The organism is Streptacidiphilus carbonis, assembly GCF_000787775.1.
GTDB lineage: Bacteria > Actinomycetota > Actinomycetes > Streptomycetales > Streptomycetaceae > Streptacidiphilus > Streptacidiphilus carbonis.
The window spans coordinates 218,519-241,359 of sequence record NZ_BBPM01000001.1; the positions used below are offsets into that span (position 1 = coordinate 218,519).

Annotated in this window: 22 protein-coding genes; 8 read left to right on the forward strand and 14 right to left on the reverse strand. The window is 71.1% G+C overall.

Going from position 1 to position 22,841, the window contains the following annotated elements; genetic code table 11:
- Nucleotides 1–20: 20 nt before the first annotated feature.
- The gene (locus TR46_RS00985; protein ID WP_084717688.1) at nt 21–242 is read right to left on the reverse strand and encodes an NAD(P)-binding domain-containing protein; all 222 of its coding nucleotides are present in this window, start codon (nt 240–242) and stop codon (nt 21–23) included.
- 114 nt (nt 243–356) lie between these two features.
- Here TR46_RS00985 and TR46_RS00990 point away from each other — a divergent pair, with 114 nt between their 5' ends.
- Nucleotides 357–971, forward strand: coding sequence for a TetR/AcrR family transcriptional regulator (locus TR46_RS00990; RefSeq protein WP_042391970.1), 615 nt, complete (start codon nt 357–359; stop codon nt 969–971).
- Between the two features lie 392 nt (nt 972–1,363).
- A complete protein-coding gene (locus TR46_RS00995; protein WP_063770497.1) occupies nt 1,364–3,901 on the forward strand; it encodes a carbohydrate-binding module family 20 domain-containing protein in 2,538 nt (845 codons plus the stop codon).
- Between the two features lie 82 nt (nt 3,902–3,983).
- Here TR46_RS00995 and TR46_RS01000 read toward each other — a convergent pair whose 3' ends face one another.
- The 3 genes from TR46_RS01000 to TR46_RS01010 all read right to left on the reverse strand — a co-directional run bounded on the left by TR46_RS01000 (nt 3,984) and on the right by TR46_RS01010 (nt 6,139).
- Entirely contained in the window at nt 3,984–4,322 is a 339-nt protein-coding gene (locus TR46_RS01000) for a P-II family nitrogen regulator (protein ID WP_042391972.1), read from the reverse strand.
- The gene (locus tag TR46_RS01005) at nt 4,319–5,689 is read right to left on the reverse strand and encodes an ammonium transporter (RefSeq protein WP_042391973.1); all 1,371 of its coding nucleotides are present in this window, start codon (nt 5,687–5,689) and stop codon (nt 4,319–4,321) included. The genes TR46_RS01000 and TR46_RS01005 overlap by 4 nt, the downstream gene beginning before the upstream one ends.
- Nucleotides 5,690–5,896: 207 nt before the next feature.
- On the reverse strand, nt 5,897–6,139 hold the full coding sequence (locus tag TR46_RS01010; RefSeq protein ID WP_084717690.1) for a chaplin: 243 nt from the start codon (nt 6,137–6,139) through the stop codon (nt 5,897–5,899).
- A 350-nt stretch (nt 6,140–6,489) separates the two neighbouring features.
- Here TR46_RS01010 and tdh point away from each other — a divergent pair, with 350 nt between their 5' ends.
- The 5 genes from tdh (at nt 6,490) to TR46_RS01035 (ending at nt 11,207) form a co-directional block, all read left to right on the forward strand.
- The gene (gene tdh / locus TR46_RS01015) at nt 6,490–7,518 is read left to right on the forward strand and encodes an L-threonine 3-dehydrogenase (protein ID WP_042391976.1); all 1,029 of its coding nucleotides are present in this window, start codon (nt 6,490–6,492) and stop codon (nt 7,516–7,518) included.
- Nucleotides 7,519–7,597: 79 nt separating this feature from the next.
- A complete protein-coding gene (locus tag TR46_RS01020; RefSeq protein ID WP_042391978.1) occupies nt 7,598–8,806 on the forward strand; it encodes a glycine C-acetyltransferase in 1,209 nt (402 codons plus the stop codon).
- 4 nt (nt 8,807–8,810) lie between these two features.
- Nucleotides 8,811–9,776 (forward strand): LysR family transcriptional regulator, encoded by a 966-nt coding sequence (locus tag TR46_RS01025; protein WP_084717692.1) that lies wholly within the window; start codon nt 8,811–8,813, stop codon nt 9,774–9,776.
- Between the two features lie 46 nt (nt 9,777–9,822).
- Nucleotides 9,823–10,401 carry an NUDIX domain-containing protein gene (locus TR46_RS01030; RefSeq protein WP_042391980.1) on the forward strand — a complete coding sequence of 193 codons (579 nt, stop codon included), beginning with the start codon at nt 9,823–9,825 and terminating at the stop codon, nt 10,399–10,401.
- Between the two features lie 170 nt (nt 10,402–10,571).
- Nucleotides 10,572–11,207 carry a mycothiol-dependent nitroreductase Rv2466c family protein gene (locus tag TR46_RS01035; RefSeq protein WP_042391982.1) on the forward strand — a complete coding sequence of 212 codons (636 nt, stop codon included), beginning with the start codon at nt 10,572–10,574 and terminating at the stop codon, nt 11,205–11,207.
- A gap of 26 nt (nt 11,208–11,233) precedes the next feature.
- Here the strand turns inward: TR46_RS01035 and TR46_RS01040 are convergent, their stop codons facing one another.
- The 6 genes from TR46_RS01040 to TR46_RS01065 form a co-directional block, all read right to left on the reverse strand.
- Nucleotides 11,234–12,058 (reverse strand): MerR family transcriptional regulator, encoded by an 825-nt coding sequence (locus tag TR46_RS01040; protein WP_042391984.1) that lies wholly within the window; start codon nt 12,056–12,058, stop codon nt 11,234–11,236.
- Between the two features lie 37 nt (nt 12,059–12,095).
- Nucleotides 12,096–13,904: a peptide-N4-asparagine amidase gene (locus TR46_RS01045; RefSeq protein WP_042391987.1), complete on the reverse strand. Its 1,809-nt coding sequence runs from the start codon at nt 13,902–13,904 to the stop codon at nt 12,096–12,098.
- A 96-nt stretch (nt 13,905–14,000) separates the two neighbouring features.
- On the reverse strand, nt 14,001–14,471 hold the full coding sequence (locus TR46_RS01050; RefSeq protein WP_042392227.1) for a GNAT family N-acetyltransferase: 471 nt from the start codon (nt 14,469–14,471) through the stop codon (nt 14,001–14,003).
- Nucleotides 14,468–15,310 carry an NAD(+) synthase gene (gene nadE, locus TR46_RS01055; RefSeq protein WP_042391989.1) on the reverse strand — a complete coding sequence of 281 codons (843 nt, stop codon included), beginning with the start codon at nt 15,308–15,310 and terminating at the stop codon, nt 14,468–14,470. Before nadE ends, TR46_RS01050 begins: the two co-directional genes overlap by 4 nt.
- Before the next feature lie 130 nt (nt 15,311–15,440).
- Entirely contained in the window at nt 15,441–15,878 is a 438-nt protein-coding gene (locus TR46_RS01060) for a nitroreductase family deazaflavin-dependent oxidoreductase (protein ID WP_042392230.1), read from the reverse strand.
- 56 nt (nt 15,879–15,934) lie between these two features.
- Nucleotides 15,935–17,632: an alpha/beta hydrolase gene (locus tag TR46_RS01065; protein ID WP_201776357.1), complete on the reverse strand. Its 1,698-nt coding sequence runs from the start codon at nt 17,630–17,632 to the stop codon at nt 15,935–15,937.
- A gap of 139 nt (nt 17,633–17,771) precedes the next feature.
- Here TR46_RS01065 and TR46_RS01070 point away from each other — a divergent pair, with 139 nt between their 5' ends.
- A complete protein-coding gene (locus tag TR46_RS01070) occupies nt 17,772–18,494 on the forward strand; it encodes a CPBP family intramembrane glutamic endopeptidase (RefSeq protein ID WP_042391992.1) in 723 nt (240 codons plus the stop codon).
- A 47-nt stretch (nt 18,495–18,541) separates the two neighbouring features.
- Here TR46_RS01070 and TR46_RS01075 read toward each other — a convergent pair whose 3' ends face one another.
- The 4 genes from TR46_RS01075 to TR46_RS01090 all read right to left on the reverse strand — a co-directional run bounded on the left by TR46_RS01075 (nt 18,542) and on the right by TR46_RS01090 (nt 22,790).
- Nucleotides 18,542–20,074, reverse strand: coding sequence for a leucyl aminopeptidase (locus TR46_RS01075; RefSeq protein ID WP_042391995.1), 1,533 nt, complete (start codon nt 20,072–20,074; stop codon nt 18,542–18,544).
- Between the two features lie 229 nt (nt 20,075–20,303).
- Complete coding sequence (locus TR46_RS01080) at nt 20,304–21,092, reverse strand: ABC transporter permease (protein ID WP_042391997.1); 789 nt, start codon at nt 21,090–21,092, stop codon at nt 20,304–20,306.
- The gene (locus tag TR46_RS01085) at nt 21,089–22,054 is read right to left on the reverse strand and encodes an ATP-binding cassette domain-containing protein (RefSeq protein ID WP_042392000.1); all 966 of its coding nucleotides are present in this window, start codon (nt 22,052–22,054) and stop codon (nt 21,089–21,091) included. Before TR46_RS01085 ends, TR46_RS01080 begins: the two co-directional genes overlap by 4 nt.
- A 73-nt stretch (nt 22,055–22,127) precedes the next feature.
- Nucleotides 22,128–22,790, reverse strand: a complete 663-nt coding sequence (locus TR46_RS01090; protein WP_042392003.1) for a DUF4097 family beta strand repeat-containing protein — start codon at nt 22,788–22,790, stop codon at nt 22,128–22,130.
- Nucleotides 22,791–22,841 lie beyond the last annotated feature (51 nt).

Consider the following 22,841-nt stretch of genomic DNA (forward strand, 5'->3'; position numbering starts at 1 on the left):
ACAAGCAGCATGACCTTTTGTCAGTCCATGGGCGGATTGAACTCCGGCTGGTCCAGCACCAGCACATCCGCCCCAGCCGCCGCCTCGCGCCCCGAGCCGCACCAGGCCGCGCCGCAGTCCGACGCGGCTGCCTCGCGTTCGGGACGGATGTCGTAGGCGGCCACTCGATGGCCCGCCTCGACGAGGTTGGCGCAGATGGGAGTCCCCATCCGACCCATACCAATGAGACCGATCTTCAGCACGAGCGGATCGTAGCCTGTCGCGCGCGCCAGGACCGCCTGGCCCCGGGCCCGCTCCCGCTCGGGGCCGTAAGGCTACACCCGTAGTGCTATGGCCGTTCCCCTAGACTGCCGCTCATGGATCCGACCCCCACCGCAGCACCGCGCGGCCGCAACCCCCGCGGCAAGGGCGAACGGCTGCGCGAGGACATCGTCGAGTCCGCCCTCGCTCTGCTGGACGAACTCGGCGACGACCAGGCGCTGTCGCTGCGCGCCGTGGCACGCAGGACCAATATCGCCGCGACGTCCGTCTACATCCACTTCGCCGACCGGAACGCGCTGGTGCTCGCGGCGATGGAGCGCTGCCACCACGAGCTGGTGCGCGCCGTCGACGAGACCGAGCGTGACAGCGAGGACCCGGTGGACCGGCTGCGGGCCCGCACCCTGCTGCTCGGCGCCTGGGCCCAGGAGCACCCGGGCCTCTACCGTGTGCTGCACGAGAGCACCGTCAACCAGAGCCCGGGCATGCCCTTCCGGCAGGAGCTGGCGGACCGCAGCACCCTCGCCGTCCAGCGCTGCATGGACGCGGGCCTCGCCCCGGTCGACGACCCGGCCCTCATCGCCCTCGACCTCCGCGCGGCCGTCCACGGCGCCGTCTCCATGCGCCTCAGCCAGCCCGATCTGCCCTGGCCGTCCCTGGAGGACCAGGTCGACCGCTTCCTCACCAGACTGGTCGGCGTCCGCCTTCGCTGACCGGCGTCATGCCCGCTGTCCAGCGGGTCATGACGGAGCATCAGCTCGAACGCCCCGCGCTGCTCCAGCGCTGGGCCGACGTGCGTCCGACGCCGGCCGCGGACGACGCGTAGCCGGTGTCCGGCTTTCGGGATTCACTGAAAGCTCGCAGGGAGTTTTCGTAAGAAGCTGAAATTGTTTGCACTCAAGGGTTGACCACCACCCGTCACCGGCGGGATCGTCATCTCGCGCACCGTCAGGTCCTTGGTGGTCACCGGGGTCGGACGGTCCATCAGACGGCTTTCGCAATGATGTGCGGAGGCTGTGGCGCCGCGTGCGGGCCCGCATGACGACCCATCCCATCCACCCTCCTGGGAGCAGTCACGATGCAGTCGTTGCGTAGATCCACGTCCATGGCTCCACCGCCCGGCGGCTCACGCCGCACCAGCCGGCTGCGGTCCCGCCCGGGTGGGCTGCTGCTCGCCGGCGCGATGCTCGCCGGCGGCCTGCTGCCGCTCGCGCTCGGCGGCTCCGCCCATGCCACCAGCAGCAGCAACGGCGGTGATGTGATCGCCAACCTCTTCGAGTGGAACTGGCCCTCGGTCGCGTCCGAGTGCACCGATGTCCTCGGCCCCAAGGGCTACGGCGCGGTGCAGGTGTCCCCGCCCCAGGATTCCATCCGCCTGGCCGGCACCACGCACTCCTGGTGGGACGTCTACCAGCCGGTCGGCTACGACCTCAACAGCCGGATGGGCACCGCGGCGCAGTTCCAGGCCATGGTGACGGCCTGTCACAACGCCGGCGTCAAGGTCTACACGGACGCGGTGATCAACCACATGTCCGGCACCGACCAGACGAGCACCGACTCCTACGGCGGCGACAGCTTCTCGGTGTCGTCGCGGAGCTACAGCGAAGTCCCCTACACCTCCTCCGACTTCCACACCTACCCCGCCAACTGTCCCAACTCCGGTCTGTCGATCAACGACTGGAACAGCCAGACCCAGGTCCAGGAGTGTGACCTGGAGAACCTGGCCGACCTCTACACGGAGACGGACGACGTCCGCGCGAAGATCGCGGCCTACCTCAACACGCTGATCGCCGACGGCGTCGACGGTTTCCGGGTCGACTCCGCCAAGCACATCGCCCAGGCCGACATGGCCGACATCGAGTCCCGGCTGAACAACACGCTGTGGGGCGCGCGGCCGTTCGTGCTGCAGGAGGTCTACCCGGGGAGCAGCGGCAACCTGGCGCCCGCAGCGTTCGAGAGCAACGGCAGCGTGATCGGCTTCGACTACGCGTACGCCATGAAGAGCCAGTTCCAGGGCAGCATCGCCAACCTGAAGACCTTCGGCAGCACCTGGGGCCTGCTGCCGAGCGCCTACGACGGCGCCATGGTGACCAACCATGACACCGAGCGCAACGGCAGCACCCTGAACTACAAGAACGGCACCCAGTACACGCTGGCCACCGAGTTCATGCTGGCCTGGGGCTACGGCACGCCCTCGGTCTTCTCCGGCTTCTCCTTCAACAGCTCCGACGACTCGCCGCCGGCCGACTCCAACGGCTTCGTCACCAACACCGACTGCTCCTCCAGTGCCTGGGTCTGCACCGACCGCAGCACGGGCATCGCCAACATGGTCGGCTGGCACAACGCGGCCGGCACGGCCGCCGTCGCCAACTGGTACGACGACGGGTCCAACCTGATCGCCTTCTCCCGCGGCTCCAAGGCCTGGATCTCGATCAACAACGAGAGCACCACGCAGACCAGGACCTTCGCCACCGGCCTGGCCGCGGGCACCTACTGCGACATCATCCACGGCGACTACACCGCCTCGACCGGCGCCTGCTCCGGCCCGACGGTGGCCGTCGACAGCTCCGGCAACGCGACGGTGTCCATCGCGGCCGGCGACTCGGTGGCGCTGTACGCCACCACGACCGGAACCGGCACCGGCACCCCGACCGCCAGTGCGTCGGCCTCGGCCAGCGCCAGCGCCAGTGCGACCGCGACTGCCACCGCGACGCCCACCACCACGGCGACCAGCACCAGCACCGGCTCCACCAGTTCGACCGTGAACGAGACCTTCACCGTCAGCGGAGCCCCGTCCAGCGCCCCGCTCTACCTGGTCGGCTCCACCAGTGAGCTGGGCAGTTGGGCCCCGGGCAGCGCGATACCGATGACCCAGTCGGGATCGAACTGGACGGTCACCGTCACCCTGCCCAAGTCCACCGCGATCCAGTACAAGTACATCGCCAAGGACTCGGCGGGTAACGTCACCTGGGAACCGGGATCCAACCACAGCGCGACCACGGGTTCCGGTGACAGCGCCACCCTCACCGACACCTTCAACGGCTCCAGCACCACCGTGGCGGAGACCTTCAACGACGCCGCCACGACCTGGTACGGCCAGAACGTCTACGTGGTCGGCTCGATCGCGGCGCTCGGCGGCTGGAACACCGCCAACGCGGTCGCCCTCTCCTCCGCCGCCTACCCGACCTGGTCGGCGACGGTGAACCTGCCGTCCAACACCGCCTTCGCGTACAAGTTCATCAAGAAGGACCCGGACGGCACCGTCACCTGGGAGTCCGGCGCCAACCACACCGCCACCACCGGCACCTCGGCGGCCACCCTCAGCAACGCCTGGGGGACCAACGCCACCAGCTCCGTCGGGGTCGTCTTCGACGAGACCAAGACCACCGTCACCGGCCAGAACGTGTACGTGGTCGGCAGCATCAGCGGGCTCGGCCAGTGGGACACGGGCAACGCGATCCTGCTGTCGTCGAGCAGCTACCCGGTCTGGTCCAAGACCGTCAGCATCTCCCCGAACACCTCGTTCGAGTACAAGTACATCGTCAAGGACGCCTCGGGGAACGTGACCTGGGAGTCGGGGACCAACCGCAGCTACACCACCGGCAGCTCGGGCACCGTGACGCTGTCGGACACCTGGAAGTAGTACCGGCCCGCCGACCGCAGGACTGACAGGCCGAGGGTCCGGCACCGAACCGGTGCCGGACCCTCTTGTTCTGCACCCGCCGTCAGACCGCGTCGGGCCCCTGCTCGCCGGTGCGGACCCGGACCGCCGTCTCCACCGGCACGCTCCACACCTTGCCGTCGCCGACCTTCCCGGTCCGCGCGGCCTTCACGATCGCGTCCATCACGCTGTCCGCCTCCGCGTCCTCGACCAGGACCTCGATCCTGACCTTGGGCACCAGGTCGATCCGGTACTCGGCGCCGCGGTAGACCTCGGTGTGCCCGCGCTGGCGGCCGTAGCCGCTGGCCTCGGTGACGGTGAGGCCGCGTACGCCGACTTCGTTCAGCGCCGTCTTCACCTCGTCCAGCTTGAACGGCTTGATGACGGCGGTGATGAGCTTCATTGGGAGGGGATCTCTCTGCTGAGGTCGCTGCTGTGGGGGCCGGTGCGGTTGGCGTCACCGCGGTGGACCGGGGATCCGGCGAGGGCCCCCTGGTGGATGACGCCGTGATCGTATGCGGTCTCGGCGTGTTCGGCGAGATCCAGCCCGGAGAGTTCGTGCTCGGCCGGGGCGCGGAAGCCGATCAGGCGGTCGATCAGCTTGCCGATGCCGTAGCTGGCGCCGAACGCGTACGCCCCGGTGGCCAGCACCGCGACCGCCTGCCGCCAGAGCTGGTCCAGGCCGCCGCCGTGCAGCAGGCCGTCCGCGCCGCCGGTCATCACGCTGGTCGCGAAGACGCCGATCAGCACGGTTCCGGCGACGCCGGCGACCAGGTGCACCCCGACCACGTCCAGCGAGTCGTCGTAGCCGAAGCGGAACTTCCAGGACACCGCGTAGGAGCAGAGCACGCCCGCGACCAATCCGATGACCAGCGCGCCGGGCAGGTCCACCGAGCCGCAGGACGGGGTGATGGCGACCATCCCGGCCACCGCCCCGGAGGCCGCGCCCAGTGTGGTGGCGTGACCGTCCCTCAGTTTCTCGGTCAGCAGCCAGCCCAGCAGCCCGGTGCAGGCGGCCGCCTGGGTGTTCAGCAGGGCGGCCGCAGCCAGCCCGTTGGCGCCGAGCGCGGAGCCGGCGTTGAAGCCGAACCAGCCGAACCAGAGCAGCCCGGCCCCCAGCAGCACCAGCGGCAGGTTGTGCGGGCGCATCGCCTCCCGGCGGAAGCCCAGCCGGGGGCCGAGCACCAGGGCCAGGGCGAGCCCTGAGGCGCCGGAGTTCACCTCGACCACCGTCCCGCCGGCGAAGTCCAGGGCGTGCAGCTGGGAGTTGATCCAGCCGCCGGGCGCGAACACCCAGTGCGCCACCGGTACGTACACCACCAGCGTCCAGACCAGCACGAAGACCACCCAGGCCGCGAATCTGGCCCGGTCCGCGACGGCGCCGCTGATCAGCGCGGCGGTGATGATCGCGAAGGTCAGCTGGAAGGTCGCGTAGAGCAGGGTGGGGACGCTGCCGGTGAGCGAGGTCGGAGTGATTCCGGCCATTCCCAGATGCTCCAGATCGCCGATCAGGCCGACGCCGCCGGCGTCGCGGCCGAAGGCCAGGGTGTAGCCCACCAGTAGCCAGACCACGGTGACCAGGGCGATCGAGACAAAGCTCATCATCAGCATGTTGAGCACGCTCTTGGTGCGCACCATGCCGCCGTAGAAGAGGGCGAGCCCTGGGGTCATCAGCAGGACCAGCGCGGTGGCGACGAGCAGCCAGGCGGTGTCGCCGGCGTCGAGGGCGGGCGGGGAGGCGGCGAGCAGGGCGGCATGGGGGTTCACCATGGCGATGCTCGCCGGGGCAGATTTCCGGTCGCGAACGGGTGTGTTTCGCGCAGGTTTCACATTGCCGGGAGATGTCCTGAAGGCTTCGGCGCCGTTTCGCTTTCCTCACCGTGCCCGGCGGGCGGCGGCGTCCGCCGCTCCCCCGGGACGACCGAACCCCCGGCACCGGGGTGCCGGGGGTTCGGTGCAGGCCTACGCCGGGTGCGGTCAGCCCCAGTTGGAGCACTCGTTGCCGAAGGCCGGGTTCAGCACGCCGATGACGTTGACGCTGTCGCCGCAGACGTTCACCGGGACGTGCACCGGCACCTGGATCAGGTTGCCGGAGGCGACGCCGGGGGAGTGGGTCGCGGCACCCGCGGCCGTGCTGGACGCGGAGGCGACACCCGCGCCGGCGGCGAGCAGACCGAGAGCGGCGGCGGCGACGAAGGTGTTGCGCTTGTGGTTCACGATGGGACCCTTTCGAGACAGCAGGATGGAGCGAGCGATCGGGACACGAGGCTCAGCACCTCCAACGCTCCGAGGCCCCGCCGGGCAACGGCGGAGCCGGGATCATCACCCGAATGCGTGGCGCCGTACGGCGTGTCGTGGCGCGGCGCGCCCCCGGACCCGCGGGCCGCGGATCGCGGGCGCCCGCCTCCCGGGGCACCATGAAGCTCCGGTGGAGGCGCGCTTAAGAAAGCCTCGATGGACCTGCGGCAGGGCGGACCGGCAGGGTTTGTCAGCGGCGGTCGCGCTCGCAGCCGCCGTACACCGCTGTATCCCGATCGCAGCAGTTCAGAGCAGCTCAGGAGGCTCCCGCCGTGAAGGCACTGGTTAAGGCGAAGGCGGAGCCCGGGCTGTGGCTGCTGGACGTCCCGGAGCCCGAGATGGGCCCGGGCGAGGTGCTGATCAAGGTGCTGCGCACCGGTATCTGCGGGACCGACCTGCACATCCGCAGCTACGACGGCTGGGCGCAGCAGGCCGTGCGCACCCCGCTGGTGCTGGGTCACGAGTTCGTCGGCGAGGTCGTCGGGACGGCCCCCGGGGTCGCCGACATCGCGGTGGGCGACCTGGTCAGCGGCGAGGGCCACCTGGTCTGCGGCAAGTGCCGCAACTGCCTGGCCGGCCGGCGCCACCTCTGCCGCAGCACGGTGGGCCTGGGCATCGGCCGGGACGGCGCGTTCGCCGAGTACGTCACCCTTCCCGCCTCCAATGTGTGGGTGCACCGGGTGCCGGTGGACCTGGACGTCGCGGCGATCTTCGACCCGTTCGGCAACGCCGTGCACACCGCGCTGTCGTTCCCGCTGGTGGGCGAGGACGTGCTGATCACCGGGGCGGGCCCGATCGGCATCATGGCGGCGGCGGTGGCCCGGCACGCCGGGGCCCGCAAGGTGATGATCACCGACGTCAGCCCGTACCGGCTGCAGCTGGCCGAGAAGGTCGGCGTCAGCCTGGCCCTGGATGTGCGCAGCGCCACCATCGAGGAGGGGCAGCGGCAGCTGGGGCTGCGCGAGGGCTTCGACGTCGGCCTGGAGATGTCCGGCCGCCCCGAGGCGCTGCGCGACATGATCGCCAACATGACCCACGGCGGGAAGATCGCCATGCTGGGGCTGCCGGCCGAGGAGTTCCCGGTCGACTTCGCCCGGATCGTCACCTCGATGATCACCCTCAAGGGCATCTACGGCCGGGAGATGTTCGAGACCTGGTACGCCATGTCGGTGCTGCTGGAGGGCGGGCTGGACCTCAGCCCGGTGATCACCGGCCGCTACTCCTACCGGGACTTCGACGCGGCCTTCGACGACGCGGCCGGCGGGCGCTGCGGCAAGGTCATCCTCGACTGGACGGCGTAGCCGACCGCCCCATCGCCCGAGCCGCCGTCCATCCGAGCCGCCATCCATCCGAGCCAACGAGACCAGGAGTGACCCCAGAATGCTCGACTCGGTCCGCGCGGACCTCCGCGCCACCCTCGACGAGATCCGCAGCGCCGGTCTGCACAAGCCCGAGCGGGTCATCGGCACCCCGCAGAGCGCCTCGGTCGACGTCACCGCGGGCGGACGCCCCGGCGAGGTGCTGAACTTCTGCGCCAACAACTACCTGGGCCTGGCGGACAACCCCGAGGTGGTGGCCGCCGCCAAGCAGGCGCTGGACCGCTGGGGCTACGGCATGGCCTCGGTCCGCTTCATCTGCGGCACCCAGGAGGTGCACAAGGAGCTGGAGTCCAGGCTGTCGCACTTCCTGGGGCAGGAGGACACCATCCTCTACAGCTCCTGCTTCGACGCCAACGGCGGCGTCTTCGAGACCCTGCTGGACGAGCGGGACGCGGTGATCTCCGACGCGCTCAACCATGCCAGCATCATCGACGGCATCCGGCTGTCCAAGGCCCGCCGCTTCCGCTACGCCAACCGCGACATGGCCGACCTGGAGGCGCAGCTCAAGGAGGCCGGCGAGGCCCGGCGCAAGCTGGTCGTCACCGACGGCGTGTTCTCCATGGACGGCTACGTCGCCCCGCTGGAGCAGATCTGCGACCTGGCCGAGCGCTACGGCGCGATGGTCATGGTGGACGACTCGCACGCGGTCGGCTTCGTCGGCCCCGGCGGCCGCGGCACCCCTGAGCTGCACGGGGTGATGGACCGGGTGGACATCCTCACCGGCACCCTGGGCAAGGCCCTGGGCGGGGCCTCCGGCGGCTATGTCGCCGCCCGCGCCGAGATCGTCGCGCTGCTGCGGCAGCGCTCGCGCCCCTACCTGTTCTCCAACTCGCTCGCCCCGGTGATCGCGGCCGCCTCGATCACCGTGCTTGACCTGCTGGAGGACGACACCACCGGCCACGGCGCCGCGCTGCGGGCCCGGCTCTACGCCAACACCGAGCTGTTCCGCCGGCGGATGACCGAGGAGGGCTTCGAGATCCTGCCCGGCGACCACCCGATCGCCCCGGTCATGGTCGGCGACGCCGAGCAGGCCGGACGGATCGCCGAGCAGCTGCTGGAGCACGGCGTCTACGCGGTCGGCTTCTCCTACCCGGTGGTCCCGCACGGCAAGGCCCGGATCCGGGTCCAGCTGTCGGCCGCCCACTCGGCCGAGGACGTGGAGACGGCAGTGGGGGCATTCGTGGCGGCCCGGGCATCCCTGGCAAAATGACCGTGTGATCGACACCCGGCGGCTGCGCACCCTGCGGGCCGTGGCGGACCACCGTACGGTGACCGCCGCGGCCGCCGCGCTGTATCTGACCCCGTCCGCCGTCTCCCAGCAGCTGGCCGCGCTGGAGCACGAGGTGGGCCACCAGCTGCTGGTGCGCGACGGCCGCGGGGTCCGGCTGACCGCCGCCGGGGAGATCCTGGTGGCGCACAGCAACACCGTGCTGGCCCAGCTGGAGCGGGCCGAGGCCGAGCTCGCCGCCTACGGCGCGGGCGACGCGGGCGAGGTCACCGTGGTGTCCTTCGCCACCGGCATCTCCGCGGTGGTGGCCCCGGCGATGACGGCGTTGGGGGAGACCGACCCGGGCATCCGGATCCGGGTGCGGGACGCCGAGGGCGACGCCAGCCTGATGATGGTGCTGGACGGGCACGCGGACCTGGCGGTGGCGGTCGAGTACCGGGGCGCGCCGCGCGAGGACGACCAGCGGCTGTCCCGGGTCCCGCTGTACGCGGAGCCGTTCGACGCGGTGCTGCCCCGGGGCCACCGGCTGGCCGGGGGCGAGCGGGTGAATGTGGCCGACCTGGCCGACGAGCCCTGGATCGGCCCCTACGCCGGCAACCCCTGCCACGACGTGGTGATGCTGGCCTGCGAGTCGGCCGGCTTCCAGCCCCGGGTGACGCACTCCTCGGACGACTTCCGCGCGGTCGCCGCGCTGGCCGGGGCGGGCGCGGGGGTGGCCCTGGTACCGCGTTCGGCGCTGCGCGGGGTGGACCTGCCGGAGGTGGTGGTGCTGCCGGTGGCCGGGGATCCGGCGACCCGGCGGGTGTTCGCGGCGGTCCGGCGCGGAGCCGAGCGGCATCCGCTGATCCGTCCGGTCCTCGACGCCCTGCGCGTTGCCGCGGACTCGGCGCGGCCGGACCGGTCTCCGCTGCAGCCGTCGGCGTCAGCGGCGCCTCGGCCAGTGTCGACATGAGCAATTGAGCGATCGGCGCCGTGACGTGATCGGTTAGCCTGCGGGCATGTCTGATGAAGCATCGGTTTCGGCGCTGCCCGAGCACGAACTGACCGCCACCAGCAGCACCGTCGTCTATGCCAACCGCTGGATGACCGTCCGTGAGGATCTGACCCTGCGGTACGACGGTGTCGAGGGCGTCTACGGAGTGGTGCAGAAGCCCGACTTCGCGCTGGTGGTCCCGTACGCGGACGGCGGCTTCCACCTGGTCGAGCAGTACCGCTACACGGTCGGCGGCCGCTACTGGGAGTTCCCGCAGGGCTCCTGGGAGGGCCGTCCGGACGCCGACCCGCTCGTCCTGGCCCGCGGTGAGCTCGCCGAGGAGACCGGGCTGACCGCTGGTTCGATGACGCCGCTGGGACACCTGTTCGCGGCCTACGGCTTCGCCGACCAGGGCTGTCACGTCCTGCTCGCCACCGACCTCACCGCGGGCGGGACCGATCTCGACGAGACCGAGGCAGGCCTGATCAGCCGCTGGTTCCCCGAGCCCGAGGTGTGGCAGCTGATCGCCGACGGCCGAATCAAGGACGCCCCCACCATCGCCGCCCTCGCCCTCTTCCAACGCCATCGCGCGCAACTCACCTGAGGCCGGTGCGAGTCGACCGAGGCAGCCCTGGCCCCACCCTCCTACACCTCGACGGACCTCATAATTGGCGCAGGATCATGGAGGTCTATTGGCCCTGATGGGTGGGCAACTATACGGATAGTGTCGTCCTGTCGGTATCCACGGTTTGAGGGTTGAGAGGATCAACGGTCATGACGAGCACTGAATCGCCTGCCGCGCCCGCCACGCCTGCAAAGGTCGACTTCTACTTCGACGCCGCCTGTCCGTTCGCCTGGATCACCTCGCGGTGGATCCTGGAGGTGCGTGAGCTCAGGGAGTTGGAGCTGCGGTTCCGGCCGATGAGTCTGTTTGTGCTCAATGAGGGCCGGGAGCTGCCGGAGTGGTACCGGGAGCTGGTGGACAACTCGCTGGCGATGGCGCGGATCGTCACCGCTGCGGGGGAGCAGCACGGGGAGGGGGTGTACGAGGGCCTCTACACCGCGCTGGGCAACCGGATCCACAAGGGCGGGAACAAGGACTACCGCGCGGTGGCCGCAGAGGCGCTGGCCGAGGTGGGGCTGCCGGCGGAACTGCTCGCCGCGGCGGACGGCGATGCCTACGACGCCGTGCTGCGGAAGAGCCACCATGAGGGGATGGACCCGGTCGGCGAGGATGTGGGGACGCCCACCATCCACATCGACGGGGTGGCCTTCTTCGGTCCGGTGCTCAACTCGATCCCGCGCGGCGAGCAGGCCGCCATGATCTTCGACGGGGCCCGGGCGCTGGCCGGCTTCCCGGACTTCTTCGAGCTGAAGCGCACCCGTACCGGCAGCCTGAACTTCGACTGACGGTACGGGCGCGGTCGCTTCCTCGGTCAGGCCGGGACCACCGGCGCCTGCAGTTCGGTCACCCACTCGTCGGGATTCTCCGAGTGGTTCAGGGTGATCTCGCGGGCGTGCCGCTGGAAGCGGTAGCCGTGGGCCTCGGCCCAGCGGGCCAGCAGCTGACTGGTGCTCAGCACCCCGTCCATGGAGCCGCGGTGCATGATGGTCGCGGCCTGCTCGACCGCGGGCAGGGTGACCACCTCGAAGCCCGGTCCGGCGGTGACCCCCGCGCCGACCGGGAGGCCGGCGTGCACCACCACGCCCGCGTCCAGGGCGTCGCCGGTCTCGTAGTACACGGTGCCGGGTCCGACCGGGGTGATCCCGGCGGCGCCGGTGTGCGCGCACAGCTCGTCGAACATCCGGGTTACCAGCGGGCCGATGGCGTCGGGGCTGAAGCTCGCGGCCGTACCGCTCAGCTCGGCCAGCCGCAGTGCGGGCAGGCTCTTGATGACGACGTCTTCCTGGGGCATGGCGCCCTCACTCTCGATCGACCGGAGCCTCGCCTCGACCTGGACCAGGCCGGCCGCCGCGTCCGCGATGGCCGCCTCCAGCTCGGCTCGCCGCAACCGCAGCATCCCGCGCAGCTCCGGCGCGCTGACCTCCTCGTCGAGGATCGTCTGCACCTGCTGCAGCGTGAAACCGAGGTCTTTCAGCGCGACGATCCGGTTGAGCCGGGACAGCTGCGCCGCCTCGTAGAAGCGGTACCCGCTGGACGGATCCACCCGGGCCGGGTGCAGCAGGCCGATGCTGTCGTAGTGCCTGAGCATCCGGATCGACACACGTCCGTGCCTGGCGAAGTCTCCGATGGTGAACATGGTGCTCTCGAGGTTGGGCCCTGACACGGTGGCAGGGTCAAGGGGCGAAGGAAGGCAAGATGTGGACGGACCCCGGTCTCGTCCACCGGACGGCGGCCAGGGCGCTCCAACCGCAGGGGAGCTGCCGGTCCGCGGTGACGTAGCCGTGGGCGGCGGTGATGCTGCGGTCGTAGCAGCCGCCGGTGTCGGTGGTGCCCAGGTAGTGCTCGGAGTCGGTGCCGTCGGCCGCGGTGGTGACCCCGGCGGTGCGGGCCAGGACGCCGGTGGCGTCGACCCGGTCGTCGGTGACCGCGGTGGGCCGCCAGGATCCGTGGTCGCCGGTGCCGGCGCGGACGCTGTCGACCAGGATCCGGCCCTGGGAGACGGTGGCCGAGAGGGAGTAGTTGTTGCCGTCGGTGTAGAGCGGGACGTCGGAGTCCACCGTGACCGGGTACGACCAGGCCTGCCGGGTCGTCGATCGGCCGCTGGCGGCGACGGTCGTGGAGCCGTACTCCTGCTGGGCCATCAACTGCCGCTGCCCGCCCGAGGAGACCGCGTCGCGGTTGCTGTAGACGGCGTGCTGGGACACGGTGGTGACGACCCGTCCGTGCGAGGTCTGCAGCCAGCCCGAGGTCTGCCAGTCCCGCTGCGCGGTGGTGCCGACCACGGTGGTGCCGCCGCTGCCCGGGGTCTCGGTGGTGCTGACGGCGGGGGAGAGCCCCAGGGTGTCGGAGCTCAGCGCCCCGTGGGTGCGGGCCGCGCCGTGGTCGGTGTCCAGGAACAGGGTGCCGTCCACGGTCCAGGTGTCGGCGGCGCTGTAGGGGGTGATGGTGATGGTGTGGGGCTTGCCGTCGACCAGCGTGCCCGCGAACGGGGTCAGGTCGATGTCGTAGGCCTGGGTGACGAACTGGTCCACCGCCGGGATCGGCCGCCACAGGGTCGGCACGATGCCGCCCGAGTAGACCACCGGATAGGGCTGGGCGATCCCGGCGGGCCTGCCGTCCACCGAGACCTGCACCTCGCGGTAGGCCCCGCCGCCGCAGAGGTAGTCCGGGTACTTGGCGGCCAGGTCGGACGGGACCGAGTCGAACCACTGCTCGTCGCAGCCACCGCCCCGGGCGTAGACCTCCAACTGCACACCGGTGAGGTTGCGCGGCAGGGTGACCGTCTTGGTCGCGGACTGCCCCGGGTTGAGCGAGTACCAGCTCGCATAGCCCGCCGTCCCCGCTGTTGCCGCCGTCCCCGCTGTTGCCGCGGTGTCCTCGGACAGCGGCAGCACCTGGTCGGCGGTCTGCGCGGCCGGGTGGCGGCGGTCGGACCGGTAGTAGGTGAGGGTCAGCGTCATGCGGTAGACGCCGGTGTAGGTGGAGTCGACCACATTGCCCAGGGAGACCGCGAGCGGCTGGGCGGTGCGCAGCAGCGGGATGAAGCTGCTGACGTCCTTCTCCAGGTGCCAGCTGATCCCGGCCGCGGTCGGCTCCGGCGTGCTGGTGCGCAGCACCTCGGCGCCGCCGATCCAGACGCCCGCGAGCCGGTCGTACTGGCGGCCCTGCACACTGCCGGACCAGTCCAGCACCACCTTGTTCCACGGCCCCGGGCAGTCCGCCGGCGGGGTGACCGTGCCGGTGTAGGGCGGCGAGCCGATGGTGTTGCCGAAGTCGTTCCGCATCACCGTCACTGTGCAGTGCGGCGTCGGCGGCCGGCTCACCGGCGGCAGCGCGGTGACCGGGTTCTGGTACCCCGTCTCGATCGGCGCGTCAGCGGCGACCGCGGACCCGGCGCCCGCCCCCGCCCCGAGCGCCGCCGCCAGCAGGGCGGCGGCACCGCCCAGCACCCCGAGTCTGTGCAGCAGGCCCCATCCACGCATCCGACTGCCCTCCGCCGATCATGACCAGCCCAGCTCCTCGGAGGACCATGCACCCGATGACAGTGCATGCACAAGGGGGCGCCGCACCGCCGCACCCTACCCGGGATCCCGGCAGACCGGTGTCCGCGCCATATGGACGTCGATGGGGCCTTCGTCCTCGACGGTGAAGCCGTGGCGTTCGTACAGGCGTTGGGCCGGGCTGCCGTTGAGGACGTTCAGGCGGACGGTGGCGCGGTCCGTGTCCGCCCGTGCCAGCAGTGATGCCAGCACGGCGCTGCCGAGGCCGCGGCCCTGCTGTTCCGGTGCCAGGACGAAGTGCTCCAGCCACCGTCCGTCGTCGGCCGCGCGCAGGGTGACACTGCCCGCGAAGGAGCCGCCGGCGACTATCACCCAGGTGTGACGCGGGGAGAAGGAGTCCCGGAACCGGTCGCGGACCCGCTGCTCGTCGAAGCGCCCCAACCGCTCCAGGTCGGGACGCATCACGACGGCGCGGAGCTCGGCGATCACTTCGACGTCGCCGGGCTCGGCGGCGCGGAGGATCCAGTCCTGTGCGGACACGGTGTTCAGCGCTGCCACCAGTCGTCCAGCGGGGAGACCGGGACGGCCCGCTTGTGCCGGGTCGCCAGGTAGCCCGACTCCACCTTGGCCGCCAGCTCCGGGGTGACGTCGACGCCCTCCAGGTAGTCGTCGAGATCGGAGTAGGTCAGCCCGAGCGCGATCTCGTCCGGCAGGGCGGGCCGGTCGTCCTCCAGGTCGGCGGTCGGCACCTTCTTCCAGACGCTCGCCGGAGAGCCCAACTCCTGGAGTAGAGCTGCTCCTTGACGCTTGGTCAGTCCGGACAGCGGGGTGATGTCGACCCCGCCGTCGCCGTACTTGGTGAAGAAGCCGGTGATCGCCTCGGCGGCGTGGTCGGTGCCGACGACCAGCAGGTTCAGCTGTCCGGCGATCGAGTACTGGATCACCATCCGCTCGCGGGCCTTGATGTTGCCGCGGACGAAGTCCCGCAGCTTGGGGGCGTCGCCCAGCAGCTCCGCCAGGCCCAGTGCCGACTCGGCGGCGACGGCGTCCGCGCTCGGCTTGACGTTCACCGCGACGGTGCGGTCGGGCCGGATGAAGTCCAGCGCGATCTGCGCGTCGTCCTCGTCGGCCTGGACGCCGTAGGGCAGCCGCACCGCGACAAAGGTGGCCTCGTGCCCCTCGGCCCGCAGCTCCTCGGCGGCGAGCTGGCACAGCCTGCCGGTCAGCGTGCTGTCCTGGCCGCCGCTGATCCCCAGTACGAAGCCCTTGGCCGGGGTCGCCCGCAGATACGCCTTGAGAAAGTCGACCCGTTGCCGGACCTCGGCCTCGGGCACGATGGTCGCCTTGACGCCGAGCTCGGTGAGGATCTGCTCCCGTAGATTTGCCATTCAGGTACTGTAACGGCCCCGATGGACGCGAATGCCCGCAGGTCGGCCCCGCAGGCCCCGCTGGTCCGGGGCGCCGCCGCCGCGGCGGCGGCGCCCCGGACCCGGCTGAGGCTACTCGGACAGGCGGAGGCTACGCGGACGGGCTGAGGACGATGACCGGGATCACCCGGTCGGTCTTCTTCTGGTAGTCGGCGTAGTCCGGGTAGGCCTGGACGGCGCGGGCCCACCACTCGTCGCGCTCGGCGCCGGTGGCCTCATGGGCCGTCATGTCCTGGCGGACCGGGCCGTCCTGGAGCTCGACGTGCGGGTCGGCGGTGATGTTGTGGTACCAGACCGGGTGGGTGGGCGCGCCGCCCTGGGAGGCGACCACGGCGTAGGTGCCGTTGTGCTCCACCCGCATCAGCCCGGTCTTGCGGATCTTGCCGCTCTTCGCGCCGCGCGTGGTGAGGATGACGACGGGCATGCCCCGCAGGGTCGTCCCCTCGGTCCCGCCGGAGCTCTCGTAGAGCTCCACCTGCTCGCGTACCCACTTCGCCGGGCTCGGTTCGTACTCACCCTCAAGAGGCATGTCATCCACTCCGTCGTCGAATCCGTGCACCCACCATCATGGACCGTCACGCCCCGTCACTGCTGCAGCAGGGCGTCCAGTCTCTCGGTGTCCTGCGCCGTCCAGCCGGGCGGCTGGGCGACGGCGGCCCAACCGTCGACCGGCAGGGTGCCGAAGCGGTGGCCGTGGTTGATCGGGACGCTGTCCGCGCCGAGCAGGTCGCAGGTGACCTGCCAGAAGGTGACGAAGGGGTACCACTGCATCCCGCTGGAGACATCGGTCGCGCGCGGCCCCCTGAGCCAGCCGGGGCGGTGCAGGATGAGGTCGGTGGTCCACCAGGTGATCGGGTCCGAGCCGTTCTGGAGGTAGAGGACCCTCGGGGTGGACCACGGCTCGGCCGGCCGGGCGAGATCGGCGGGGACCTGGCTCCAGCGCACCGTCCGTCCCTGCTGGTAGATCGGGTGCCAGAGCGGACTCCCGCTGTCACGCCCGTTGCTGACGTTCTGCCAGAGCGGGTTGTCGGCGGTCGGCCCGAGCAGCAGCGCCCCGCCGGACCGCGAGGTCAGCTCGTCCAGGCTGCCGTCGAAGGCCCGCTCGGTGGCGTAGGAGCCGAGGCTCTCGCCGGCGAGCAGCAGCTTGGGGCGGCTGGCGGCCGGCAGTGAGGACCACCGGGCGTAGACGGCGTCGAACAGGGCCCGGCCCGCGTGCGCGGCCTCGTCCTCGGTCAGCACCGACAACGCGCTGGGCAGATAGGAGTACTGGATGGCGACCAGCGCGCTGTCGCCGTCGTACATGTACTCCAGCGGGTTGGCGATGTTCTGGTTGATCCAGCCGCTGCCGGTGGTGCTGATCACCGCCAGCACCTTGCGCTTGAACGCGCCGGTACGCTCCAGTTCGGAGACGGCCAGCCTGGCCCGGTCGGCCAGGGTCGGCGCGGACCGCAGCCCCACATAGACCCGGACCGGGTCCTCGGCCGGCCTGCCGCTGAACGCGGTGAGCTGGGCCCGGGTGCGGACCTGGCCGACGAAGTCGCGTCCCTTGGCCCCCAGGCTGTCCCAGGTCTCCAGCGAGGAGGGGCTGCCGGAGAGGGTGGGCAGGGTGGGCTGCACGATGCCGGGCGAGGTCGCGTCATTGGCCAGCTCGGCACTGCTCTCCGCGACGTTGAGCACCCCGCGGAGCAGGAACCCCTGGCCGATGCCGATCACCAGCACGGCCACCAGCACCACCGCACAGGCCGCAGCCAGCCTGGGCGGCAGGATCCGGCCGAGCCAGCGCGCCGCGGTGCCGCTCGCCAGCCGCAGCGAACGTCCGATCAGCACCAGCAGCGCGGACAGCAGCACCGCGATCGGCGGCACCAGGGCCCACTGCCACCAGGTCACCCGGGGGTCCATGCCCACAGCGCGGCGCGAGTCGCCCTGCCAGGTCACGCTCCAGGCGGTGGTCACGACCACGGCGGCCGTGACCCCGATGCCCAGCGCCCACCAGGCGGTGTGCCGCCACCGGGCGGGGGGCGTGAACCAGATCCGCACGATCCGGGCGATCAGCGCGCCGAGGGCGTAGCCGATGGTGGCGGTGACCGCCGCCGCGAGCACCTGCAGCCACCACGGCCGGGGCAGCAGCGACGGGGTGAAGGAGAGCCAGTAGAACACCGCCGCAACGAGCAGCCCGCCCCAGTCCGGGCGCCGGCGCACGGTCCGGTGCGGGCGCGGGGGGACGCGGTGCGCCCCGGGCGGGGGGTGCTCCTCGGGCAGCTCTTCGGGTTCCTGCTGCGACACAGCGACCCCGCCTTCCGATCGGCGCACGATTGAAGCTGGTGTCATTGAAAGCCTCTGCCGACTTTAGGTGCTTTCATTAATATTTGAGTGATATGTCCGGCGTGTTGCTCCAAATCCAACCAACCGTCAGGGGGCATCCGTGCGCGACGGGGCCGCGCTCAGCGTCACCGTGGTGCTGCTGGTGCTCACCAACCTGCTCAACAACCGCTGGCTGCACGCCTGGGGGCTGCTCACGGCGGTGGTCGTGGTGATCGTGCTGCTCGGCATCGCGTACTGGGCCGGCGACGGGGCCCGGAGCGGGGCCCGGGGCGGCGCCGAGCTGGCCGGGCTGGCCCCGGAGAGCGTTCCGCGCGGGACGCGCTGGGCGCTGGCGGTGATCGGGATCGTCGCCGCCGTCTACCTGGTCGGTGCGCTGTTCCCGCCGACCCGGGGGCTCTTCGCCGACCAGCGGACGGACACCCTGGCGGGGGGTCAGGTCGCGTACCGGGTCCTGGTCGAAGTGCCGCTGGGGACGGTGCTGCTGGAGGAGACCGCCTTCCGCGGCGTGCTGTACGGACTGCTGCTGCGCCTCCGCGGCGTCTACTGGGCCACCGGGGTGTCCTCACTGCTGTTCGGGCTGTGGCACATCCTGCCCTCGCTCCACCTGAACACCGACAAGCCGGTACTGGGCTCGCTCTTCGGCCACTCGGTTCTCGGCGCGGTGCTGGCCGACGCCGGGGCGGTGCTGTTCACCGCGGCGTCCGGTGTGGTCTTCTGCGAGTTGCGGCGCAGGTCCGGCAGTGTGCTCGCCCCCATGGGGCTGCACTGGGCGACCAATGCGCTGGGGTATGTCGCCGCCTATGCGCTCGGTGCCGCGACGTAGAGCGCTTTCGGGTGCGGCGTACGGATGGCCGGCCGCGCGGCTTACCGCTACGGCTTGGGCTTGGGCTTGCTGAAGTCGAGGGCCAGCCGGGTCAGCAGCCGGGCGCCGAAGCCGGTGCAGCCGCGCGGACGCCAGGACTTCGGGCTGTCGTTCTGGGCGGGCCCGGCGATGTCGATGTGCGCCCAGGGGCGCTCGCCGACGAACTCCTCGAGGAACAGGGCGGCATGGATCGCGCCGCCGTTGGGGCCGCCCATGTTCTTGATGTCGGCGACGTCGGAGTCCAGTTCGGCGCGGTAGCGCCGGGCCAGCGGCAGCTGCCAGCAGGGCTCGTCGGTGTGCCGGGCGGCGGCCAGCACCTGGTCCACCAGCGGCTGGTCGTTGCCGAACAGTCCGGCGATCTCCGCGCCCAGGGCGCGCATGCTGGCGCCGGTGAGGGTGGCGATGTCGACGATCGCGTCGCAGGGCTCCTCGGTGGCCAGCACCAGCGCGTCCGCCATCACCAGCCGCCCCTCGGCGTCGGTGTTCAGCACCTCGACGGTGGAACCGCCGCGGATGGTCAGCACGTCGCCGAGCTTGGTCGCGCTGCCGGACGGCATGTTGTCGGTGCACATCAGCCAGCCGGTCACGGCGGTGGGGCAGGCCAGCGCCGCCAGCGCGGTCATCGCCGCCAGGATGGCGCCGGCGCCGGACATGTCGTTCTTCATGGTGGCGTGCACGGCGTCGCTGGGCTTGAGGCTGATGCCGCCCGAGTCGTACATGATCCCCTTGCCGACCAGCGCCAGCGATGCGGCCTGACGGTCGGAAGGAGCATAGCTGACCTTGATCATCCGTGGCTCGTCCGTGCTGCCCGCGTTCACCCCCAGCAGGCCGCCGCAGCCCAACTGCCGCAGCTGCGCGCGGTCGAAGACCTCGGCGGTGAACCCGCAGTCCGCGGCCAGCCGCGGTGCGATCCGGGCCAGCACCTCGGCGGTCATGATGCTCGGCGGGCAGGTGGCCAGGTCCCGGGCCAGCGACTGGGTCCGGGCCAGCACCCGGCCGCGCTCCGCGCCCTGCGCCACCGCCGGCAACCGGGCCTCGGCGGCCAGCAGCACCAGCGACTCCAGCTCGGGATCGGCGGTCGGCCGCTTGAGCACCGGATAGCCGTAGCGGGCCAGCACGACCCCCTCCACCAGCGCTTGCGCGGCCGTCTCGGCGGCATCGGCGCCGGTGGTCCCCTCGGGGACCACCAGGGCGATCCGGCTGTAGTCCTTCGCCGCCGCGGCGAGCGCGGCCCCGGCGTCCCGCAGCGCCCGTGCGTCGGCGTCCTCCACGGCTCCCACCCCGTAGAGCACCGCCAGGCCGCCGCCGGGCACCGGGCAGGCCAGGGTCCGACCGACGCTCCCGTCCATCCCGGCGGCCCGCAGCCCGGCGGAGCTCAGCCCCAGCCAGTCCTGGTCCGCCACCGGCGCGGCCACCGGGACCCCCAGCACCTCGCCGACGGCCACCGCGTCCACGCGCTCGCCGGGCAGCACCGCCGCCGACACCCCGACCTGCCGCTTCCACGACGGCACCAGGTCCATCACGTCGCCGATATCCGCCATGTGCGTGCTCCTCGCAGAGTCCAGGCGGGGGCCACGACACCCCGCAGCTGAACCATTTATCCCATATGACCGTTTGTCAGGACCGTGGGCGCGCCGGAGCCGGGCCGGGCCCCGGGGGAGAACCGACAGGGCGGCGTACTCCGACGCGGTGTCGGTGTACGCCGCCCTGGGAGGGGACGACTGCGTCCTGGGGACGGGCTGCGGGACGCGGCCCGCGTGGTCGTCCGGGTCACTCCGGATCGCTGTCGAACTTCGCCTTCGACCAGTAGTAGCCGAGCACGGTCAGTCCGACGCACCAGACGACGGCGAGCCACCCGTTGTTGCCGATCCGGCTGCCGAGGAGCAGGCCGCGGAGGGTCTCGATGGCGGGGGTGAACGGCTGGTACTGGGCGATCGGCTGGAACCAGCCGGGCATCGTGTGGACCGGGATGAAGGCGCTGGACAGCAGCGGCAGCAGGATCAGCGGCATCGCGTTGTTGCTGGCGGCCTCGGCGTTCGGACTGACCAGGCCCATGCCGACGGCGATCCAGGTGAGGGCGGTGGCGAAGAGCACCAGCAGCCCGAAGGCGGCCAGCCACTCCAGGACGCCGGCGCCGGTGGACCGGAAGCCGATGGCGACGGCGACCGCACCCACCAGCACCACGCTGGCGACCGACTGCAGCACGCTGCCGACGACGTGCCCGATCAGCACGGAGCCGCGGTGGATGGCCATGGTGCGGAAGCGGGCGATGATGCCCTCGGTCATGTCGTTGGAGACGGACACCGCGGTGCCGATGGTGGTGCTGCCGATGGTCATCAGCAGCAGGCCGGGGACGATGTAGGCGATGTAGTGGGCCCGGCCGGTGCCGCCGCCGATCCCCGCGCTCATCACATTGCCGAAGATGTAGACGAAGAGCAGCAGCAGCATGATCGGGGTGAGCAGCAGGTTCAGGGTGAGGGACGGGTAGCGCCGGGCGTGCAGCAGGTTGCGGCGCAGCATGGTGGTCGAGTCGCGTACGGCGAGGGGCAGGGTGCTCATCGGACGTTCTCCTTGGACTGGGCGGGGATGCCGGCGCCGGCGCCGGTCAGGGTGAAGAACACGTCGTCGAGGTCGGGGGTGTGCACGCTCAGCTCGTCGGCCTCGATGCCGGCCGAGTCCAACCGGTCCAGGACGGAGCGCAGTTCGCGCTGGCTGCCGTCACTGGGGAGCTGGAGTGCCAGTGCCTCGTCGTCCGGTGCGGCGTCGGACAGGACGGCGGCGGCGTTCTGGTAGGCGGCCGGGTCGGTGAAGCGGAGCCGCACGTGTCCGCCGGGGATGAGCCGCTTCAGCTCCTCGGCGGTGCCCTGGGCGACGATCGTGCCGTTGTTGAGTACCGCGATGCGGTCGGCGAGCTCGTCGGCCTCGTCCAGGTACTGGGTGGTGAGGAAGACGGTGACGCCGTCGGTGATCAGTTCGCGGATGATCTGCCACATGTTGTGGCGGGCGCGCGGGTCCAGGCCGGTGGTGGGTTCGTCGAGGAAGATGATCCGCGGGTTGCCGACCAGGGTCATGGCGATGTCCAGTCGGCGCTTCATGCCGCCGGAGTAGGTGGAGGCGGGCTTCTTCGCCGCCTCCACCAGGTCGAAGCGCTCCAGCAGTTCGGCGGCGGTGCGGCGGCCCTCGCGCTTGGAGAGGTGGTGCAGGTCCGCCATGAGCAGCATGTTCTCCTCGCCGGTGATCAGGCCGTCGACGGCGGAGAACTGGCCGGTGACTCCGATCGCGGCGCGTGCGGCCTGGGGATCGGTGCTCAGGTCGTGGCCGCCGACGTGGATGCTGCCGGAGCCGGGGTCCGCGGAGACGAGCGTGGAGAGGATCTTGACGGCGGTGGTCTTGCCGGCGCCGTTCGGGCCGAGCAGGGAGAAGACCGTTCCTTCCGGGACGTTCAGGTCGACGCCGTCCAGGACGACTTTGTCGCCGTAGGACTTGCGCAGCCCGTTCGCCGCGATGGCCAGGTTGCTCATGGTGGGTACTCCTTCTGGGGCAGCAGGTCAGGGACTGCGGATCAGGGTCGGGCCTCGGGCCGGGGCCTTCGGGTCAGAGGCTGCGGGCGCTGATGTCGCCCATGCCGGTGGTGGCGCGGATGTCGAGGCCGGTGGTGCCGTCGTTCTTGAGGGCGTTGCTGACGCGGCCGTGGCCGGTGCTCGCGTCCAGGGAGGCGGAGACCCCGACGGCCGCGCCGACCGAGATGTCGCCCATCTGGGTACTGAGCACCACCGCGCCGTTCTCGGCCTCGGTGATCCGGATGTCGCCGCGGGCGGTGCTGATCTCCGCGGGACCGGTGAGCCGGCCGACCTCGACGTCACCGTCGACCGCGGTCAGACGCATGCTCGCGGCCTCGTCGATCTTGATCTCGCGATAGGCGCCGTCGAAGGCGACGTCGCCCAGTCGGCCGACGACCCGCAGTTCGGTGCCGGATGTGCGGGCCTCGACCCGGGAGCCGGCGGGCAGTTGGACGGTGACCTCGACGGATCCGCTGGGTCCGAGGTACTGGTTCCTGGTCAGGCCCTGGATCCGCAGGACGCCGTCGGCGTATGCGACCGAGGTCTGTTCCGCGGCCTTCACGTCCCGGCTCTTCGATGCCTTGGCCGGGAGGATCTCGACCCTGGTGTCGGTCCGGTCGGCGGCGATGAACTGGATGCGTCCCGCGGGGATCTCCAGGACGGCGGTGATCGGGGCGGGGGTCTTGAACGTCTGCATGGTGTTCTCCGTCTGCGTTGCTCGTTTCTGACAGGAGAAACGCTACGTAGC

Coding starts and splice junctions, on each gene's coding strand:
- TR46_RS01030 (WP_042391980.1), top strand. CDS start 9,823: ATGTCTGATGAAGCATCGGTTTCGGCGCTGCCCGAGCACGAACTGACC.
- TR46_RS01075 (WP_042391995.1), bottom strand. CDS start 20,074: ATGGCGGATATCGGCGACGTGATGGACCTGGTGCCGTCGTGGAAGCGG.
- TR46_RS01090 (WP_042392003.1), bottom strand. CDS start 22,790: ATGCAGACGTTCAAGACCCCCGCCCCGATCACCGCCGTCCTGGAGATC.
- TR46_RS01040 (WP_042391984.1), bottom strand. CDS start 12,058: ATGTTCACCATCGGAGACTTCGCCAGGCACGGACGTGTGTCGATCCGG.
- TR46_RS01060 (WP_042392230.1), bottom strand. CDS start 15,878: ATGCCTCTTGAGGGTGAGTACGAACCGAGCCCGGCGAAGTGGGTACGC.
- TR46_RS01085 (WP_042392000.1), bottom strand. CDS start 22,054: ATGAGCAACCTGGCCATCGCGGCGAACGGGCTGCGCAAGTCCTACGGC.
- TR46_RS01045 (WP_042391987.1), bottom strand. CDS start 13,904: ATGCGTGGATGGGGCCTGCTGCACAGACTCGGGGTGCTGGGCGGTGCC.
- TR46_RS00995 (WP_063770497.1), top strand. CDS start 1,364: ATGGCTCCACCGCCCGGCGGCTCACGCCGCACCAGCCGGCTGCGGTCC.
- TR46_RS01000 (WP_042391972.1), bottom strand. CDS start 4,322: ATGAAGCTCATCACCGCCGTCATCAAGCCGTTCAAGCTGGACGAGGTG.
- nadE (WP_042391989.1), bottom strand. CDS start 15,310: ATGGCAAATCTACGGGAGCAGATCCTCACCGAGCTCGGCGTCAAGGCG.
- TR46_RS01020 (WP_042391978.1), top strand. CDS start 7,598: ATGCTCGACTCGGTCCGCGCGGACCTCCGCGCCACCCTCGACGAGATC.
- TR46_RS00990 (WP_042391970.1), top strand. CDS start 357: ATGGATCCGACCCCCACCGCAGCACCGCGCGGCCGCAACCCCCGCGGC.
- TR46_RS01035 (WP_042391982.1), top strand. CDS start 10,572: ATGACGAGCACTGAATCGCCTGCCGCGCCCGCCACGCCTGCAAAGGTC.
- TR46_RS01080 (WP_042391997.1), bottom strand. CDS start 21,092: ATGAGCACCCTGCCCCTCGCCGTACGCGACTCGACCACCATGCTGCGC.
- TR46_RS01005 (WP_042391973.1), bottom strand. CDS start 5,689: ATGGTGAACCCCCATGCCGCCCTGCTCGCCGCCTCCCCGCCCGCCCTC.